13 protein-coding genes are annotated in these 18,820 nt (G+C 56.2%); 7 read left to right on the plus strand and 6 right to left on the minus strand.

Going from position 1 to position 18,820, the window contains the following annotated elements; translation table 11 throughout:
- The first annotated feature begins 616 nt into the window (after positions 1-616).
- The 4 genes from K5845_RS07050 to K5845_RS07065 all read left to right on the plus strand — a co-directional run bounded on the left by K5845_RS07050 (position 617) and on the right by K5845_RS07065 (position 6,804).
- Positions 617-1,267: a TetR/AcrR family transcriptional regulator gene (locus tag K5845_RS07050; protein ID WP_046479459.1), complete on the plus strand. Its 651-nt coding sequence runs from the start codon at positions 617-619 to the stop codon at positions 1,265-1,267.
- Positions 1,264-2,559, plus strand: a complete 1,296-nt coding sequence (locus K5845_RS07055; RefSeq protein ID WP_052744057.1) for an efflux RND transporter periplasmic adaptor subunit — start codon at positions 1,264-1,266, stop codon at positions 2,557-2,559. The genes K5845_RS07050 and K5845_RS07055 overlap by 4 nt, the downstream gene beginning before the upstream one ends.
- Positions 2,559-5,684: an efflux RND transporter permease subunit gene (locus K5845_RS07060; protein ID WP_287958699.1), complete on the plus strand. Its 3,126-nt coding sequence runs from the start codon at positions 2,559-2,561 to the stop codon at positions 5,682-5,684. Before K5845_RS07055 ends, K5845_RS07060 begins: the two co-directional genes overlap by 1 nt.
- A 124-nt stretch (positions 5,685-5,808) precedes the next feature.
- Entirely contained in the window at positions 5,809-6,804 is a 996-nt protein-coding gene (locus tag K5845_RS07065; RefSeq protein ID WP_046479457.1) for a tellurite resistance TerB family protein, read from the plus strand.
- Positions 6,805-6,916: 112 nt separating this feature from the next.
- On the opposite strand, the gene K5845_RS07070 is transcribed toward K5845_RS07065, so the two are convergent.
- From K5845_RS07070 to K5845_RS07080, 3 genes are read right to left on the minus strand one after another with little or no spacing between them, the layout of a single operon-like run.
- Positions 6,917-8,020 carry an HlyD family secretion protein gene (locus tag K5845_RS07070; RefSeq protein ID WP_046479456.1) on the minus strand — a complete coding sequence of 368 codons (1,104 nt, stop codon included), beginning with the start codon at positions 8,018-8,020 and terminating at the stop codon, positions 6,917-6,919.
- On the minus strand, positions 8,013-8,768 hold the full coding sequence (locus tag K5845_RS07075; protein ID WP_046479455.1) for an ABC transporter ATP-binding protein: 756 nt from the start codon (positions 8,766-8,768) through the stop codon (positions 8,013-8,015). The genes K5845_RS07070 and K5845_RS07075 overlap by 8 nt, the downstream gene beginning before the upstream one ends.
- On the minus strand, positions 8,765-9,895 hold the full coding sequence (locus K5845_RS07080; RefSeq protein WP_287958700.1) for an ABC transporter permease: 1,131 nt from the start codon (positions 9,893-9,895) through the stop codon (positions 8,765-8,767). The genes K5845_RS07075 and K5845_RS07080 overlap by 4 nt, the downstream gene beginning before the upstream one ends.
- A 366-nt stretch (positions 9,896-10,261) precedes the next feature.
- Between K5845_RS07080 and K5845_RS07085 the strand changes: the two genes are divergently transcribed.
- Positions 10,262-10,795 carry a DUF2147 domain-containing protein gene (locus K5845_RS07085; RefSeq protein WP_287958701.1) on the plus strand — a complete coding sequence of 178 codons (534 nt, stop codon included), beginning with the start codon at positions 10,262-10,264 and terminating at the stop codon, positions 10,793-10,795.
- A 107-nt stretch (positions 10,796-10,902) separates the two neighbouring features.
- On the opposite strand, the gene K5845_RS07090 is transcribed toward K5845_RS07085, so the two are convergent.
- Positions 10,903-11,793, minus strand: coding sequence for an alpha/beta hydrolase (locus K5845_RS07090; protein ID WP_287958702.1), 891 nt, complete (start codon positions 11,791-11,793; stop codon positions 10,903-10,905).
- A gap of 1,051 nt (positions 11,794-12,844) precedes the next feature.
- Here K5845_RS07090 and K5845_RS07095 point away from each other — a divergent pair.
- On the plus strand, positions 12,845-14,653 hold the full coding sequence (locus K5845_RS07095) for a hypothetical protein (RefSeq protein WP_287958703.1): 1,809 nt from the start codon (positions 12,845-12,847) through the stop codon (positions 14,651-14,653).
- Positions 14,654-15,136: 483 nt separating this feature from the next.
- On the plus strand, positions 15,137-15,355 hold the full coding sequence (locus tag K5845_RS07100) for a hypothetical protein (RefSeq protein ID WP_090228153.1): 219 nt from the start codon (positions 15,137-15,139) through the stop codon (positions 15,353-15,355).
- A gap of 43 nt (positions 15,356-15,398) precedes the next feature.
- Here the strand turns inward: K5845_RS07100 and pabB are convergent, their stop codons facing one another.
- Together pabB and K5845_RS07110 are read right to left on the minus strand one after the other, a co-directional pair.
- Entirely contained in the window at positions 15,399-17,243 is a 1,845-nt protein-coding gene (gene pabB / locus K5845_RS07105; protein ID WP_287958704.1) for an aminodeoxychorismate synthase component I, read from the minus strand.
- Positions 17,240-18,730, minus strand: a complete 1,491-nt coding sequence (locus tag K5845_RS07110; protein ID WP_287958705.1) for an ArnT family glycosyltransferase — start codon at positions 18,728-18,730, stop codon at positions 17,240-17,242. Before K5845_RS07110 ends, pabB begins: the two co-directional genes overlap by 4 nt.
- Positions 18,731-18,820 lie beyond the last annotated feature (90 nt).

Genomic DNA, 18,820 nt, shown 5'->3' on the forward strand with positions numbered 1-18,820 from the left:
AGAGCAATCATGATCGGACTACCATCTGCGAACATTTCGCGAGCAGCAATGGCGGCCGCTTCATTGCTTGTCTTGCTCACGGCCCCTGTCCACGCGAAGACGTGCGCGGATCAAACGGTTTGGGCGCGCGGAGAACCCTCCGTCCTACAATGGCTCGCCAAAGCGAAAACAAAAGCCAATTGGCGCGCAAAGGTCAGAGCTTTGCCGGATCTTGGCGATCCATTTGCCAATTGGGAACGGGCAGAGAACGCCACCGAACACTGCGTCTCGGGTCCATCCGGAACGGTCTGCGACTTCGAAGGCACCCCATGTCGTAAAGACTGAGAAGCCCGTTAGCCATTTGTAAAATATGAGAATATCTGGACAATAAAACCCAGATGAGATTTTTGCGCGTCGGGATCGATTTGCAATCGAACGACTTGACGACGCCACAATTCATCAACAAATAGAACGCCCATTCTGTTTGCGAACAGTGAATTGACACTCTGTTACCTGCGAAACACCGGTTGCTCCGATAAAGCGGTTACTTTGACGATTTGCGTAGCACCCAACCACAGCACTTGAACAAGTGCCGCAGACAACTCGATCCAACCTCGACCTTTCGGTTCGGCCACCCATGCCCAAGTTAAGGCCAGAAACTCTGACGGCACGTCGCGAGCACATTCTTGACGCTGCGGAACGCTGCTTTGCGCGTTCCGGCTTCCATCAATGTACGATGGCTGAGATTTGCGCTGAAGCGGGAATTAGTGCTGGCGCTCTCTACAGTCACTTTCCTTCGAAAGAAGCCCTAATCGCTGGTAGTGCGGAACGTGACCGGTCCAATCTCACACGCCAATTCGCCGAGGTCGCGGATACCCCGGATCTGCCGACAGCTCTCACAAAGATTGCCGAGTACTACACGGTCGACGAACCCCAATATAAGCGCATTTTGACTGCCGAAATCGGACTGGAAGCCACACGCAACAATGGCATTCGTGAGATTTTTAACTCCGTCGACGGTTTTGTAGTGAGCAGCCTTCGGGAAGTTATCGAGCGTTCCCAACAGGAAGGTCGCATCAAACCAGATCTCGATGCGCGAACTTTGGCTGAACTCCTCAGCGTCATTGGCGAAGGCTTGATGTGGCGGCGTGCTGTTATTCCAGACTTCGACGCCAAGCCGTTGCTGCCTGCGATCACCAGCATCGTCGAAACGCTCTTTAACCCAACCTCACAACAACCAGGTGCCGCGACGCCGGCCAGACCTGCCGAGATCGAGGAAGACGCATGAAAAAGTGGCTTCTACTGATCGCGGTCGTGGCCGTGCTTTCCGCCGGCGGCTACGCCTACGTCTACGGCGATCTGCAAAAGCAGTTGGCTGAGAAGTTCGCGCCATCCAAAACCGATAACAAATCCGCAGATAAATCGAGCAAAGAAACAACCGAAGAGCAATCCTCTTCCTCCAAGGCCGTAGCGCCTGAGGATTCGGCAATTGCAGTTTCAGTGGCGGTAGTCCAACCCGCACTGTTTGTCGAAACCGTTATGGTCACGGGCTCTCTTGTTGCCCGCGAGCAAATCTTCGTGGCGGCGGAAATCGAAGGCCAGCGGATTGTGGAGCTTTCGGCCGAAGAGGGTGACTACGTAAAGAAAGACGATCTGCTCGCGACACTCGAAAGCGAGGCGCTCTCGGCCCAACGCGCCCAAATCACGGCAACCATTGCACGTGCCGATGCTGCCATCGACCGAGCCAAGAGCCTGATCGTGGAATCTGAAGCGCGCCTCGATGAAGCGGAAGCCGAGTTAAAACGCGCAACGCCATTGCGCTCCTCCGGATATCTTTCCGAGAGCACATATGACCAGCGCCGGGCGACAGCACGTACCGCGCGAGCCCAGCTGACGGCAGCCAAGCATGGCCTGGTCCTCGCCGAAGCCGAGAAGAACCAAGCTGGAGCTCAGGGCCGGGAACTGGATTGGAAACTATCGAAGACGGAAATTCGAGCCCCGACCAGCGGCCTGATCTCTCGCCGCACCGCGCGCATCGGCGGCCTCGTTTCGAGCACAAAGGACCCGTTGTTCCTGCTTGTCTCGGATGCCGAGATTGAACTCGACGCCGAAGTGCCCGAAACCAAACTCACGCGCTTGAAAATCGGACAGAAAGCTCAGATCAGCGCATCCGGCGGACCAATGGTTGAAGGGACCGTCCGCCTTATCTCACCAGAGGTCGACATCGCCTCAAGGCTCGGTCACGTCCGTATCTTTCTTGGCGCAAACCCAAACTTGCGTGTTGGAGCTTTTGCGCGCGGAACCATTGAAACGTCACGCACAAACGGATTGGCGGTCCCACAGTCAGCGGTACTGTACGAGACAAGCGATACCGCACAGCGCCCTATGGTCCAGCGCATTGTGGAGGGCAAAGTGGAAACCGTCGAGGTAGAGATCGGCTCTATTGCCGCCGGGTTTATGGAGATCACATCCGGTCTTACGGAAGGTGACGTCGTCGTCGCCAAATCCGGAACATTTCTGCGCAATGGCGACCACGTCAGACCAATCAAGCCCTCACCCAAAATCAGTGAGGCAAACTAATGAACACCAACGTCTCAGCGTGGTCGATACGACGACCAGTCCCCGCCCTGGTCCTTTTCATGGTACTGGTTGTGATTGGTACGCTGAGCTTTGGCACGCTGCCCATTACACGCTTCCCAAACATCGACATTCCGATTGTTCAGGTCTTGATTACTCAAGCCGGCTCCGCGCCTTCTGAACTCGAAACGCAGGTCACAAAAAAAGTCGAAGATGCCATTGCCGGTGTTAACGGCGTCAAACACCAAACGTCGACGATCACCGAAGGCTCATCCACCTCGATGATCGAGTTTCGGTTGGAAATTGATCCCGACCGCGCATTGAACGACGTCAAAGACGCAATTGCGCGCATCCGCGCAGACCTGCCACGAACCATCGACGAGCCGATCGTTCAGCGTATCGAAATCGAAGGTCTTCCTATCGTGACCTACTCGGCGCGCGCGCCGGCGATGACCCCAGAAGAGCTGTCGTGGTTCGTTGATGATACCGTTTCGCGTGCTCTCCGAAGCGTTGCCAACGTCTCAGCTGTTGATCGCATCGGCGGCGTCACCCGTGAGATCCATGTTGAGTTAGATCCTGATCGGCTTCTCTCACTCGGCATCACTGCAGGTGACGTGAACCAACAGATCCGCGCAACCAACATCAACCTCGCCGGGGGCCGGGGTGAAATTGCCGGACGCGAACAAGCAATCCGTACCTTGGCTGGCCAGAAGTCCGTGGCAGATCTGGCCGCAACCAGCATTGCGCTACCGGGCAACCGCTACGTCCGGCTCGATGAACTTGGCAAGGTCGTTGATACTGTCGAAGAGCCACGCACATTCGCCGACCTCGATGGCGAACCCGTCGTCGCTTTTGCAGTCTCGCGCGCAAAAGGAGCCAGCGACACCAACGTAGCTGACGCAGTCGCAGAACGTATTAAACAGCTCCAAACCGAATACCCGAACGTCATCTTTACACGCATCGATAACACCGTCGATTACACCTACGGGGTGTTTGAATCGACCATGAAGACCTTGATGGAAGGTGCCGTCCTCGCCATTCTCGTCGTCTTTGTTTTTCTCCGAGACTGGCGCGCAACCATCATCGCGGCAATTGCCCTGCCCCTCTCGATTATTCCGACATTTTGGGCGATGGAGACCATGGGCTTCTCGCTCAATCTCGTGTCGCTTCTCGCAATAACTATCGTTACTGGCATCCTGGTCGATGACGCCATCGTCGAAATCGAAAATATTGTCCGCCACATGCGCATGGGCAAATCCGCCTATCGCGCAGCCCTTGAAGCGGCCGACGAGATAGGTCTGGCTGTGATCGCGATTACGGTCACGATTATCGCAGTCTTCATGCCCGTCAGCTTCATGGGTGGAATCGCCGGACAGTACTTCAGGCAATTCGGCATGACCGTGGCGTTTGCCGTCGCGTTCTCGTTGCTCGTCGCGCGATTGATAACACCGCTCCTCGCCGCCTACTTCATGCGGTCCAACAAAGAAGCCGTCGAAAAAGAAAGCTGGCTCCTCCGGATCTATACGCGTCTCGTCGGATGGTCCGTCCATCACCGCATCAAAACCGTTCTTCTCGGCATTGCGATCTTTTTCTGCTCGATCGGCTCATTCTATTTGCTCCCGTCCGGCTTCCTTCCGGTAGAAGACGTCAGCCGGTCCCTCCTGGCCATTGAACTGCCACCGGGCTCACGCATTGAGGACACGCGCGAAGTCACGGAACGCATTGCCAACCACCTGCGCCGCCGTCCTGATGTCGAAAGCGTGTTTGTCAACGGCGGCAACCTGATGGGTTCTGGCGCCGAGGTGCGTAAGGCGACTCTCATCATCACGTTGAAGCCCAAGGACAAACGCGAGAAACCGCAAGCCGAAATTCAGGAAGAGATCGGCCGTGAACTGGCCGACATCCCGGACGTGCGCTACTGGTTCCTCCAGGACAACGGCCAACGCCAGTTCCAGCTCGTCGTATCCGGCCGAGACGGCGAAGCTGTTGATCGCGTGGGAGCTGCACTGACGAGCCAAGCCAATCGCCTCCCGCAACTCCTCAACGTTGTCTCGACAGCGGAACTCGATCGACCGGAACTACGCGTCTTTCCAAAGAGCGATGTTGCAGCCGACCTCGGCGTAACAACCCAAGCCATTTCTGAAGCGGTCCGCATCGCAACGATCGGCGACATCGGCGCCAACCTCGCAAAGTTTGACGTCGGCGACCGGCAAATCCCCATTCGCGTCAAGCTTCCCGACAGCGCGCGCGCCAATCGGCACATGCTCGAGAGTATCAAGGTTCCGACAGCGTCCGGCGGATCAGTGCCGTTATCCACCGTCGCGCGCTTTGAACTGAGCCAAGGCGCGACATCGATCGATCGCTACGACCGAACCCGCCGCGTCCTCATCGGAGGCGATCTGGTCGGTCGCACTCCTTTGGGCGATGCAGTGAACGCAGTTATGAAACTGCCGGCCGCACAAAACCTGCCCGAAGGCGTTGTGATCAAGCAATTCGGCGATGCCGAGGTTATGGCGGAAGTGTTCGAAAGCTTTGGCCAAGCCATGGCCGCTGGCTTGATGATGGTCTACGCTGTCTTAGTCCTGCTTTTTGCAAGCTTTTTGCAGCCCGTTACCATTCTGTTCTCCCTGCCGCTCTCGATCGGTGGCGCCATCGTCGCCCTAGCAATAACAGCAAACTCCATCAGCTTGCCTGTCGTCATCGGCGTGCTCATGCTTATGGGTATCGTGACCAAGAATGCCATCATGCTCGTGGATTTCGCTGTAGAAGAAATTGCGAGCGGCGTCCCGCGCAATGAAGCCATCGTCGACGCTGGCCGCAAACGCGCGCGACCCATCATCATGACGACAATTGCAATGATCGGCGGCATGCTGCCATCAGCCTTGGCCCTCGACTCTGGCGGTGAGTTCCGCGCGCCTATGGCCATCGCTGTAATCGGCGGCCTAGTTTCTTCGACGGTGCTCTCACTTGTATTTGTACCCGCCGTCTTTGTTCTCATGGACGATGTGGGCCGCGTGTTAGGCCGTGTCTTCGGGCGTTTCGTTGGCGCCGTCGACGAACCGGATGAGCCCACCGCGCATTCCGCAAAACCGCTTCCGTCAGGCTCTCCAGCAGCTTCGGCCGAATAGGTCACGGTGGATTGTTAATCGGGAAACAAATTTATTGCCCCACACCACGAACTTAGCGCTATCAGCTAGCGTTCACCGTTCGTCGCAAAATGAATTTCTTGCAGCCCGGAAGGGAACTAAATCCATGTTTGACGCGAAAAGCCTCCTCGATGCACTGGTGGGCGGCGCAAAGCCCGCACACACATCAGGCGCACCAGATACAACAGCACACGGCGACCCACTTGGCGACCTCCTGCGCAATATCATTCCCGACAAGAACTCAGAAAATGCAGGCGCCGCAGCGCCCCCATCGTCGTCAGGAGACGACATTGGCGACATCCTCAACAACCTAAAGGAAAAAATTGGCGCTGAAGGCGGCCTCGGTGACATTCTCGGCCAAGTCTTTGGCCAAGCCACTTCCGGCGTCCGTGAAGGCGCCGGCAAGATCGACGAAGCCACGGGAGCCAGCGACAGCGTCGGCGATGCCGTCCGTCAACTTTCCGGCAAATCACCAGAAGAACTGATCGCCACCGTCCGCGAAATGATCGCCAACAACCAGCTCGGCGCTGGTGCGGCATTGGGCGGCCTCGGCGCCCTGATCCTCGGCACTCAGACGGGCCGTTCAGTCGCCGTGGGCGCGGCCAAGATAGGTGCGCTGGCGCTCATCGGCGGCCTTGCCTACAAAGCTTATCAAAACTACCAGCAAGGTCGGCCTTTGATCACCGGAAAGGACGAGGTCGTAGCCGAACCTCCTCCAGGCTCAGGGTTTGAACCCTCAGCCGTCAGCAATAGGGAAGCGTTGACGCTTATCCGCACTATGGTGGCCGCCGCAGCAGCGGATGGCCGGGTCGACTCGATCGAGCAAAATGCAATTCTCGGCAGTCTTCCCCAACATGGCCTGAACGGAGAGGCCGAAGAATTCCTCGCCGCCCAACTCAATCACCCCGCATCGATCGACGAAATAGCCGGAGCGATCCGATCTAAGGAAGAAGCAGTCCGGGTCTACACAGCCGCGCGCATTACCATCGAACCCGATTCCGATGCTGAAAAAGACTTTCTGGCCAGCCTCGCCTCACGGCTCAACATTGAGCCAGAGCTGGCTGCACATCTCAATGCCTCAGCACGCCAAGTTGGCGCCTAGCTATATTCTTTAGATACGAGAAAAAAGGGGAGGCCAAACGCCTCCCCTTTCGATTTCTGTCTTTTACCGCAGCCGGTCTCAAACCATCCGAGGCAATAGACAGCGTTGGCTGTCAGTTGTTGTTCATGCCCGTCGTAACTGACGACTGCTGATCCTGATCCTTCTTGAAGAAGACATCGACACGCATGCCTGTCAGCAGCGGCGGTGATCCATCCAGATCAGCAACCACTTCCAATACATCGACATCGTTGGGACGACGCGGACCACGTGACGCGATACGCGGGCTACCCAGCGCCGACGCGATTTCAGTCACTGCGCCAGTGAATTCACGATCAGGATAGGCGTCGGCCTTAATGACGACCTTCTGACCAACGCGGATCTTGGAAACATCACGCTCTTCGACTTCTGCGCGCACACGCAATCCCGAAACGTTACCAAAAAGGACGAGAGGTGATTGCGGGCCCGGTGTTGCGATCTCGCCTTCGCGCGCGATCACGTTCAAGACCGTACCGTCAAACGGCGCCCGTACACGCGTCTTTTCATAGGCATTTTCAGCCATGGAAAGCTCAGCCCGCGCAATCGTCAAAGACGTCTCCAGCCGTGTCGGCAGAGGCATGTCTGAACGCTCCGCAACCTTGGCGAAATTCTTGCGTTCATCGCGCACTAACGTCTGAGCCTCATCGACAGCTTTGCGCACATCGGCAAGGTCGGCCTCAGACGCATCGCCCGCCCGTACACGCTCAGCGGTGTCGTCGAATTTCCGCCAATCGTCAAAGAGCGAACGTTCGGCATCTGCCAACGCATCCTCCGCGCGGCGGCGATCAAGCGCAGGCCCTGTGGCCTCTTCCTCGCTGCGCTCGCGCTTGCGCACCTCAACTTCTGAACGTGCTGCTACGACCCGCTGCCATGCGTCATCCGCATCAAGCTTGACCAGAATATCGCCCTTGCGAACTTGCGCGTTCGTCGCGACGGGAATCTCAACGACCAATCCGCCGGTCTCAGCCGAAACCTTGACCTCACCCGATTTGGGCTCGATCCGCCCAGTCGCCGAAGCGGCCCACCGCGCGCGAATAACCGAGTTTGAATCCACTTCCGCCGCGGTCTGGGCATGCGCTGCACCCGCGGTCCAACTCTGCTTGAGAACCGTCGATGCTATCGAAGCCGCCAGAACGCTCGCAATAGCGAACGTTGCCAAGGTCGAGTTAATTTTAGGCATGAGCTTTGCGCCTCTTTGTCAAATCCGTAATTTCTGGAGCATCTAGCCCCTGCGGCCGGCGCTCTTCGCCGACGATAAGACCGTCTTCAATCTTGACCACGCGATCGGCGTAGCCGAGCGTTCGCGGATCGTGTGTCACGGCAAGAACGCTACGGTTCTGCTCGTGAGCGATCCGCGCCAAGAGCTCCATGACGGCATGACCGTTCTCACTATCGAGCGCAGCGGTCGGCTCATCGGCGAGAACGATAGACGGTGAGCTGACAATGGCGCGGGCAACCGCCACGCGCTGTTGCTCACCACCCGACAAATTGCCGGGGTAATTCATCAATCGGGCACCGAGCCCAACCTCGCGCAGAACATCTTCGCTGCGCGCCGCCGCTTTGTAACCTTTTTGCCCCCGGACATCGAGCGCGATGCGCACGTTCTCGAGAGCAGATAGCGTCGGAAACAAATTGTAGGATTGGAAAATGAAGCCAATGTGAGCGCGTCGCAACTCCGCCAGTTGCTCGGCACTGAGCCCCTCCGTGTTCGTCCCTGCGACGGTCAACGACCCTTCCGTAGGAGTCATGATACAGCCCAGGATCGAAAGGAGCGTAGTCTTGCCACTGCCTGAAGGCCCCATGAGCAACGTGAGTTCGCCGGGCACGAGCGACAGGTCAACGCCCTTCACAGCGACGACCTTGCCCGCACCGCGTCCAAGCTCTTTCACGATGCCCTTAGCTTCCAGAACTGGCTTACTCGTGGTCATCGGCTAAACACCGTCGCTGGGTCGATCTTCGTTACCTTGACGATGGCCGATATCGCCGAGATGGCGCACATGAACACGGTCACGGTAAAGAGTGCGGCCGCCAATTGCGGCGTCATTAGAATTGGCAGCGGCGTTGACTGGCTCGCAAAAACAATCACGCCCGCCAATATCATGCCTAGCATATAACCAAGAATAGCGCTGAGGCCTGCTTGGGCTAGGATTACTTTGTGAATATATCCGGATGAAGATCCTAATGCACGCAGAGTTGCAAACTCGTTGATGTGATCCTTCGTACTGGAATAAAGGGTTTGCGCCACGATTACAGTGCCCACCAGAATACCGAGCAAAGCGCCACCAATAAGCGCAACGCCAGCACCCGTACGGAACAACCATTGTTTCAGGCTACGGTCGTGAAATTCTTCTTTTGTCAGAACTTCCGCCGACTCAAGCCGGTTCAGCAATTGTTTTCTAACCGTCTCGACATCGGCATTTGGTGCGAGTTTTACAAGATGAAAGGTCGCAATATCGCTCGGCAAATTGAGAAGCTGCCGCGCACGCGATAGAGGCATGTAAACATAAGGTGACTGCGTGAATGAGCGAATGCCGTCTGTCAACGCATTGATCTTAACGCGCCCAAAGTCGATTTGCGCAGAATCGCCAATCCCATGAACACCGAGGTCAGAAAGATAGGTGCGATCAACTGCAATCGCGTCCGGTGCTTTGATGTCTTCCCACGTCCCCTTCGCCAAATTCCAGGGTTTTAACGCACCGTCTTCGGCGTCGGATCCGACAACGACAACACGCGTAGAGCCGCCCTCAGGTTTACGCCACTCGGCAAACTTCACCACGATAGGCGTCACCGAAACAACGCCAGGTGTCGCGAGTGCCTGATGCCGTTCGCGCGTGCTTAGCAGCGCACCGCCATCCTCGAAACTTTTCGCCCCAAACGCCGTAATCCAGAGCGTCGCATCTGCTTGGTCGATGTTCGCTGTGATCATGCGGCTCGCGCCGAGATAAAGGCCAAGCTGAACCGCGACCAGCACAATCGAAAAGAGAATGCCGACCAACGTAACCGTAAGTCGTACGCGATCATGAAATAGGTTTCGAAATGCGAGTGTCAGAACCATTTAGCCAACCCGGCGTTGCGCCATTGATTTTTATCGCCATCAGTTCAACAAGAACTTCGCAGGCGCATAGAGTGCCGCTAGCAAGGTCCGAATTCTGTCGCCTAGAAGGCGTTCCTATCGGGCCATTAGCGCGGGAACGAAAAATCATGCCATATCGTTAGGTTTTACAATACAATTTTATAGTTAACATATGGCAAGATATAAGTTTTTTGAAGGCTACGACCGATTTTCCGGCTATCTCGAAGCCGAGCCCCGATCCATCAGAGTGTAAAATATTAGCCTACAGTTGAGAAACCAAGCTTTCGCCGCTTATTTTGTTTACGTCAGCCTCTAAAACCCTCCCGTCAACTATTGAAAAGCCCAGCCATGTCAAGTCTTTCACTGACCTCAACCCGGAAACTGCGTGCCATCGCCGCAGGCGGCGCCGCGGCTTGCGCGCTCGTCATTCATACGGCTATAGGCTCAGCGATCGCACAGGAACCACCTCAGGAACTTGGCATTTGGTATGACGACACCGGTCGTGGTGCTGTCAAAATCTCTCAATGCGGCACCTACCTGTGTGGCCACATCCACTGGCTCAAATCGCCTCTCAACAGCAAAGGCGAACCGCTTCACGACGCCAACAACCCAAACCCAAATGCGCGCATGCGTCCCGTGTGTGGCATGCAGGTTTTCGGCCAACTTACGCCCCAGGGCGACGGCACATGGGACGGCGGCTGGATCTACGATCCCAAGGTCGGCAAGTCCTATGACGTCGAAATCAAGAGCGCAGGCGCCGATGTCTTGGAGGTCCGCGGCTACGCTGGAATTAAGATGTTTGGCAAAACTCTCGTTTGGCGCAAAGCCCCCGACGATCTACCCAATTGTGATTTAGCCGAAGCGAACGGGAGCAAGCGCTAAGGCAGCAACCAAGAGCCTCCAGAAAGGTTCCTGGAAATAAAAAAGCACAGCACAATTCCAAGCGCTGTGCTTTTATTTTTCTCTCAATAGCGCGCAGCTCTCGTGAACTATTCTGCAGCGCCGGCTTGCACCGCATCAGCAACGCCAACGCTTCCGACACGTGCCCGCTGCTGGTCACGCCGCGCGAGCATGCGCTGAACGAAATCAACGGCACGCTCCATCACGATATCTCTCTGCCGATCGAGCGTAACCATATGGTAGCTGTCATCAAGCACGATCGTCTCGACGTATCCACCTAGATCTTTCTGCAAAACCAGTGTGTTAGAGAGGTTGCTCTGATCGTCGTGACGCGGATGGACGATGATCGCCGGAGCCGTGCACGCACCTAGGTTGCGCTTCACAGCCTTCACCAGTCGATGGAACTCCAACACCATCACGCCCGAACGCGCATAAGCCTGCTCGACGCCAGGACCCGAGCCCTTGAACGCCTCGATCATGAAATTGCGAACGCGCTCATCCTTGATACCGTGCGGCTCGCGCTGCTTGAAACGGAACATCCGCGCAAACCAACGCTGCGTAACCAAGCGATAAAAATTGAAATACCAGGGAATAGCCCAGCCGTTCGGCCACAACGTCGGCGCAAACACGAGCAGGCCTTCCACTTCGTTAGACCGCTGCTGAGCAAGCCGCATCGCGACAATAGAGCCAGCCGAAAGCCCGCCAATAAGAACCGTATCGCACTTAGCCTTGAGCTCGTCGAAGGCCTTATCGGCTTCCGCATACCAGTCCTGCCACCGCGAAAGGCTAAGCACGTCAGTACCATTCGCCATACCGGGAAGCATAGGGCAACTCACCGTGTAGCCGTTGCGCGCAATGCCCTGAGCTAAGAATTTAAGCTCCATGGGCGTCCCGCCGAGGCTATGGAACAACAGCACCCCGACTTTGCCGCCCCCGTAATGTATGCTGCTCAGATACCCTGTATTCTTCTTTTTGTTCATGCTTCTGTACGCTTCCGCTGACATCCGAGCCGAGCTTTGTGTAGGCGATATTTATCACTGCGAGCGTCGACCTTTAGCCGACACATGCTCCCGCGCGTGTAACCTACGGAACTGCCATAATGTATTGGCGTCCCCCGCTTGGCTCGGTGACTCTACCGAGAAGGTTTATTCCGCCGCTCTGGTCATCCCGCTCATCCCGACAACCTCACCGCGACGAATACCCTCCTGCTAATTCGCAGGCTAAAACTCCCTCTGCTATCATTTGAGCTTTCCGGCGGCCTTATAAGACAAAGAATGTCATGGCACCGTTAATTGGCTTGTATGTCACCTACTGAACGAAACGTATCGCCTTGACGATAGGGCAACGTGACGCAATTGCGAATATCCAAAAATTGAAACGCGTAAAATGAATCTTTTCGTAATGTCATATCTATAAGGATACATTATCGATAACTTACGCAACGCATTTACGCCCTCTGTGTGCGGATTGACACATCTGTTGTCACGCTTCCGCCGTCCACGACCGCGGCACTTTCCGCAATATAATTGTGACTCCCGTATGACCGAATGCCCGCGACAATTCGGGTAAGCCGCTCGTTACGTCTTATCTCCACAATTGTGGCAATGCTGTAGATTCGTAGACGGACATCTGACATAGCTCGTCCATTGTGGCATATGCACAACACGAGACTAAGGTATGCGACATTTCCGTAGGCCGCGCAAAGACCTGAGCAAAGAGCCTCAGACGCGCCTAGAAATATGATGTTAAGGTTAATGTATCACCGTTGTGATCAGGGCCTTTCCACCTCCCTGGGTAGCGATGCCTCTCTCCGATCACAAATTTCTCATTATCGAAATTGCAAAACGCCCCCGGCACATTTCCATAACTTCACCGCGCTCTGCTCAAAAGTTCGCCATCTGAAAAATATGAAATCGTTGTCACTATTAACCACAAGCGCGCACGTTATAGTTACCGGAAATTGCGCAGCGCACTTCACACTGACTTGGTCGCGTGCGGATTTGGCAAAATTATCGAGCGGAGGTTGAATCGTTGCTGCGCGCCTATCGTTTGCCGGTTTCCATACTTTTGAGCCTGACGCTTTCACTTGCGCCGGTTCTGGAGCCACTTCACGCCCAAACGTCAATCCCGCTGCCTGATATCGAAGCTTGCAAAGCTCAAGATGAGGAGGCCTTCCGATCCGCGATCAAGGCCGTCACGACAAGCGCCTTGCGAACCAACCTTGGCACCGTCGACTACGACGCCCTTGTCGCCGAGCAATGGCGCAAGAACAACGTCAGTCAACTGATTGATGATCGCGTCGACATCGCTGTTGCTGAGGTCCGCGACGAGTCAAGCTGGGGCACACTGCTTAAGTCTCTCGCTTATAAAGAGCAGGCCCAGAAACTGGCAACTGAAGTCGCCGAACGCGTTTATCGCTCGGACGCAATGAAAACGGCTATCGCCGATCTCGCGACAGCCGTCGGCCTGGAAGTTGGTGGCCGCATCGAGCAAGCAACCCGCGACGCCTCCCAACCGGCATTGCAATGCCTGCAGAGCTATCTTGGGCCTCGCTACGGCGCAACGGTCAGCGCAATCGTTCGCGATGATGCGCAAAGAGATTTCGCTGGAGCGTCGGACGCTGGGGGAGCCGATATATCGGCGGGTTCCATTTTACGCGAATCCAGCGCGGGCATCACTGGCGCAGCTATTCTCCTTGTACGTCGACAACTCGCAAATCTCGCGCGGAGCGTTGGGCAGCGCATGGTCGGCAGTGTTCTGTCCCGCCTTGTCTCGGTTGTGGCGGGCGGCGTCGGCCTTGTCCTGATCGCGAAGGACTTATGGGATCTGCGTTACGGTGTCCTGCCGATCATCGCATCGGAAATGAAGTCGGATGCCAGCAAAGATCAGGTTCGCGCAGAATTGGCCAAGAGCCTAAGTGAGCAAATGCGCAGTCATGTCGACGAAATTGGCGCTGCGGCTGCTGACCGCGTCGTCGAGGTCTGGCGCGATTTCCGCAGCGCGCACTTGAAAGCACTCGAACTCGCCGAAACCAATCAAGAATTTAGAACCTTCCTCGATAACGTCCGACAAGCCGACCTTGGGCGTCTGGATGAAGTTGTCGGTCTCGTTCTGGCAAGTGAAGGCGAAACCGGGGTTCTCACGCGGCTGGAGAACGGCACTCTGAACGAAGCAATCACCAGTCTGCCAGAACCCGCGATGGAGATTGCGCGCGCTACACGCTCTCTTGAAACTGCTCTCAAGTGGTCGGCAGTGGCTGGAAACAACATCAGTGCCGTTGTCGAGTACGGTATCTATCAGCAAGCCAGTCCGGACTCGTTTTCCACCTACACGCTGCAACGCGTTCTCGCTCTGAAAGATCGTATCGCCATCGCCCGGCTCGCCGGTGTCAACCGCGACGCTCGCGAAATCTTATTAGAACTAGGCGACTCCTCTTTACTCGGATTGTCACGGAGCCTCACCAGCGATGAACTGGCGACACTAAGCAGCTACCTTACCGGCCTGAAACGTGAACCCCGCGAACGCGTTTTGCGCGCCGTTGCGGCCTCACCGGCGAAAATGCAGGTTCTGGCGTCGGAAGGTGTGCGCAATGCTGTCGTCGCAAGCTCCGATCAGAACGCAGCTGTAGAGATGATGCTGCGAAATGATACCTCCGTAGATCCCACCAAGGTTGCCTCCGATTTCAAACTCGTTTGGGATGGCCGCGTCAGCCCGTCCCTCCTCGTCAATAAACATCCCCTCTCATTGGGGGCATTGGCGGTCGCGTTGGTCATTCTTCTGTTGCTCCTCCGTCGCCTCTTCAGCGTGAGGCGACCATCGAAGATTGGCACCGACGCGTAGCAAACAAAGGCAAGGCCTGACCTCAATTTTCAAAGATTGTGAGACCGTCAACAGAGGCGGATAGGCCACAGCGCATTGGTACGGTTTCATGCTAGAGCAGTCAGCCGAAGCGGATTTGCCCCGGCACATCCGCAAGAGGGACCGTAAAGACTTGGGACGGGAGACTAAAAAATGGGGCTTAAGGCACCGGGGATCATCACTTTTCTAATAGCGATTATTTTGACCGTCACTGTACTGATCATGAAGTTCTTTGACGCCAAGATTCCTTTTCTGGAGAATCGCGAGTTCTGGGTACTTTTGTTCTCCCACTTCCTCTTAATACTTGGGTGTTTGACACGTGGGCTGTAGCCACTAGCGTTGAATTTCTCAGCGACCCACAACCGACGGCTGTCCAACCCAGAATTTAGCTTTCTCATGTGCCCAACTGTCGCGCGGCACAATTTGGACTCGCCTCAACCTGCCCATCTGGGTGACGTTTCTCGTATGAACCGGGAACCGTACACGTTGACAAATTTCGCTAATCGCATCCGAATGTCATCGCCTGGGATTGTAGCCGCCGTCGTTTTGACGGTGGCAGCCGCAGGTTTCCTCCTTGCAGCACTGATCGGTCGCGGTGGTGTTAACCCCGTAGCCGGTATGGTGCCCGTCGCGGATCAGCAGCAGACCGCTGGTCCAGTCGGCAACGACAGAACATCGCGTTGAATATAAATATACTCAGCGCGACGGCTTGAGCGGATATTTCCGCTCAGCCAGCCAACCGTTTTGCGCGGCATAGTCCGCGCACTGAATTACCCAGATAAACCGTATCGGCGTTTTCAAGATCTGGAAGGGCAAGCGGCGCTTCTACAGCCCGTCCGCTCGCGAGAAGTTCGGCGCGGAAGGTTCCTGGGAGGAGACCGGCCGACAATGGCGGCGTCAAAAGCTTTCCGTCACGCTCGATGAAGATGTTGGTGCGGCTCCCTTCGCAGAGCGCTCCATTCTCGTTGAAATACACCACCTCATCAGCGCCGCAGGCCGCGTTGTAGTCCGCCCACTCAGCATCATACAATTCACGCCTTGTCGTCTTGTGATATAGGAACGCATTGGCGCTCGAAAGCCGCGTGGAAGAGATGACATAGCCCATCTCATAATCTGGACTTGCCACCGGCTGGTTTGAAACGGTGACCTTAACAATCCCGTCTTCCGAGAGCGTCAGCCTTACACGCAGGCGTTCATTCTCTCTCCCACTCAAAGCATTCGAAATTGCTGCACGAACGGCTGCCGCATCATACACAAAACCGAAATAGGCGGCAGAACCCGCCAGCCGTGAAAAATGCCGGTCTTCAAGAACGATCCCTTCGCCTGGCTCATAGAGCATCGTCTCAATCAGTTCGAAGGTCTTCGGCGGGTCCGTTAGAAACTTCATTTTCAGAAGGCATTCGTCATATTCGTGCCCACCCTGGGAGTCGAATACAACCCCCGAACCGATACCCATTTCCCCGCGCCCATCACGCATCACAATCGGCGTCCGTATTGCAACGTTAAGCTGAGTGACACCGCCTGGCGCCAGATATCCGAGCGCTCCGCAATAAACACCACGCGCCTCAGTCTCAAGCTCTGCGATCAACTCCATCGCACGGATCTTTGGCGCACCCGTGATCGATCCCGGCGGATAGATCGCACGCAAGAGCTGCTCCAAGCCAACGCCTTCCTTGAGCTGCGCCCGAATGCCCGACGTCATCTGATGGAGTGTCTTGAAGGTTTCAACGGTAAAAAGATCCGTCACCTCCACACTACCGATCTCAGATATGCGCCCGATATCATTACGCATAAGATCGACGATCATAAGGTTTTCGGCGCGTTGCTTAGAGTCAGTCGCGAGTTCTTTGCGCTTGTACGCGTCGCCCTCAATCGTACCGGCGCGCGCCGCTGTTCCTTTCATAGGCCGCGTTTCGATAACGCGATCATGTTGCGCGATAAACAATTCCGGAGAAGCAGACAGCACCGTTACTTTGCCGGTGTCCACGATACCGGCAAACGCGACCCGCTGCTTCGCCCGCAGATCGCGATAGAAGGTCAGAGGGGAACCATTGAGCTGAAAGCGAGATTTGAATGTTAGGTTGAGCTGATAGATATCACCAGCTCGGATCATCGCTTGAACCTTGGCGAAACGAGCCTCGTATTCCTCTCGGCTCCAAGCCAAAGTCACCGAGCTAAATTCATGGCTTTCACTCCGCGTCGTCGTATCGAGCCATGCACCCACTTCAGCACCAGACATGCGCCGGGGCGGATGGTATAGCCCGAACCACAGAAGCGGAACGTTGCGCTCCTTCGGCATGAGATGAGCGAGCTTGGGCTCCATGACATAACCAAGCTCGTAGGAGAAAAAGCCCGCGGCATGATAGCCCTGTGCGATCCCGGCTTCAATCCGCGCCAACGCCGCTGCGACCTCTTCCGGCGTTTCTGCACTGACGATTTCAATTGGGTCCGTAAACAGCAGCGACGGCTCTGCCGAACCGGAACTATTGTCCAGCAGCACAAACGCTTCCGACAGCGTCACGGCGTCGCTCGACGCCGGCGGACGCGGCAATTGGCGGTTCTGAGTGGTCATTCGTGAATATAACCCGTGAGTGCGAAGAACGACACGCGTCGGCTAGCTGCCGGCCCTGCGGGAATATCCTGCTGACCAAGTTGCACCGAGGTTTCGAAAGATCGGATCACGGAACTCCTTTCGCCAACTGTACTCACCAACAGCACTGGGCCGTCGCTGCCGGTGAAGGGCTGCATCAATTCAAAGTGGTCTCGGGGCCGCCCGCCTCCGCGCCATGCACGGATCGGTGTCGGATCATTACGCATATAGTAAAGCAGTTCCGCCGTTACGGGCCTGTCGTCGGTTATCACCGTGCTAAACGGCTGTCCACGCTCTCGCGCCTCCTGAAGTTTAGCTTGCGTCGCTTTGGCGATCTCTTCCCAGCCCAAAGTCCGCGCAAAAGGATCGGCTCCAATCGGCGGCGCAAGACGTCCCGCAGCGGCAACACCCACGACAAGCACCACCACCATAGCAATATGCACGCCGAACGAAGTCTTAAGCCAAATCCACGCGGCATCCCGCATCATCGTCGCCACCACCAGAACGCACGCTGCGACATACGCGACCGCCGCCCAATTTGCATGCGCGCGCGACAAGAACGCCTGAAGCGTGATGATTGCAATCAATGGCAGAGAAAACGCCAACAGCAGCCGATCAGCATCCGGTAGCCGCTGCCGACACGCGCGCCAGGTAATGATAAGGAGCCCAGCAAACAAAATCGGACCGAAAACGCCGAACTGCGCGCCAAAGAACTCTGCCGCCTTATCGGGATGGAAGAGTGCCCCACCCCACTTGGCGTTGTCGGCCGTATGCGAAAACGTCGCGAACTTATGGTCAAGATTCCAAACGAGGTTCGGCACGATCATAAGTACGCCGAGCCCCAGCCCCACGTAGAGCCGCGCATCCCGCAGCAAATCCCGCCGGGCGGGCGTCATAACAAGATAAACCGCCAGACAAACGATGAACCAAGCCATCGCATACTTGGCGTTGAGACCCAATCCGAAGGCAAGACCGAAGAGAAGTGCCGGCCACCAGCCTGGTCCCTGCACCATCCGTACAAACGCACCAAGCGCCAGGGCCCAAAACAGCAGCAGCGGAACATCGGTCGAGATGATACCGGCCGAAACCGACACACCGGGGAGCGTGGCATAGGCCAAACCGGCCACAACGCCGACCTTAAAATCATAAAGCTGCTGACCAATCCAAAACACTGCAACGGCTGTAGCCGTGTGCAGGAAGGGTGAAGGCAGCCGAATACAGAATTCGGAAAGACCACAACTATCGGTGGATAACCGGATCAGCCAAGCGATCAATGGCGGCTTGGAATAATAGCCAAACGCGGGCTCGAGACTCCAATACCAATACTGTGCTTCATCGAAAAACAGGTCCGTCCCATTGACAGCAAGCGCCAGGATGCGCACGACGAGCAGTGCGAGCAGTGCCGCGGCAAAGGCGCCGAGCCACGCCCGCTCCTGCAGGTTCTGAGACGTCCCGGCAATTTGGCTCATGCGTATTGGTCCCTGCATTCTATGGCCCAACGGGGGTTGTGTCGTCAGCCGGCGGCAGCAAGCCTCAATCGCGGGCGATTTGCAAGGTTG

This window comes from Filomicrobium sp. (assembly GCF_025698805.1).
Lineage (GTDB): Bacteria > Pseudomonadota > Alphaproteobacteria > Rhizobiales > Hyphomicrobiaceae > Filomicrobium > Filomicrobium insigne.

Bases quoted from the DNA above. Each gene is read 5' to 3' on its own strand.
- K5845_RS07050 (WP_046479459.1), top strand. From the start codon at position 617: ATGCCCAAGTTAAGGCCAGAAACTCTGACGGCACGTCGCGAGCACATT.
- K5845_RS07055 (WP_052744057.1), top strand. From the start codon at position 1,264: ATGAAAAAGTGGCTTCTACTGATCGCGGTCGTGGCCGTGCTTTCCGCC.
- K5845_RS07060 (WP_287958699.1), top strand. From the start codon at position 2,559: ATGAACACCAACGTCTCAGCGTGGTCGATACGACGACCAGTCCCCGCC.
- K5845_RS07065 (WP_046479457.1), top strand. From the start codon at position 5,809: ATGTTTGACGCGAAAAGCCTCCTCGATGCACTGGTGGGCGGCGCAAAG.
- K5845_RS07070 (WP_046479456.1), bottom strand. From the start codon at position 8,020: ATGCCTAAAATTAACTCGACCTTGGCAACGTTCGCTATTGCGAGCGTT.
- K5845_RS07075 (WP_046479455.1), bottom strand. From the start codon at position 8,768: ATGACCACGAGTAAGCCAGTTCTGGAAGCTAAGGGCATCGTGAAAGAG.
- K5845_RS07080 (WP_287958700.1), bottom strand. From the start codon at position 9,895: ATGGTTCTGACACTCGCATTTCGAAACCTATTTCATGATCGCGTACGA.
- K5845_RS07085 (WP_287958701.1), top strand. From the start codon at position 10,262: ATGTCAAGTCTTTCACTGACCTCAACCCGGAAACTGCGTGCCATCGCC.
- K5845_RS07090 (WP_287958702.1), bottom strand. From the start codon at position 11,793: ATGAACAAAAAGAAGAATACAGGGTATCTGAGCAGCATACATTACGGG.
- K5845_RS07100 (WP_090228153.1), top strand. From the start codon at position 15,137: ATGAACCGGGAACCGTACACGTTGACAAATTTCGCTAATCGCATCCGA.
- pabB (WP_287958704.1), bottom strand. From the start codon at position 17,243: ATGACCACTCAGAACCGCCAATTGCCGCGTCCGCCGGCGTCGAGCGAC.
- K5845_RS07110 (WP_287958705.1), bottom strand. From the start codon at position 18,730: ATGAGCCAAATTGCCGGGACGTCTCAGAACCTGCAGGAGCGGGCGTGG.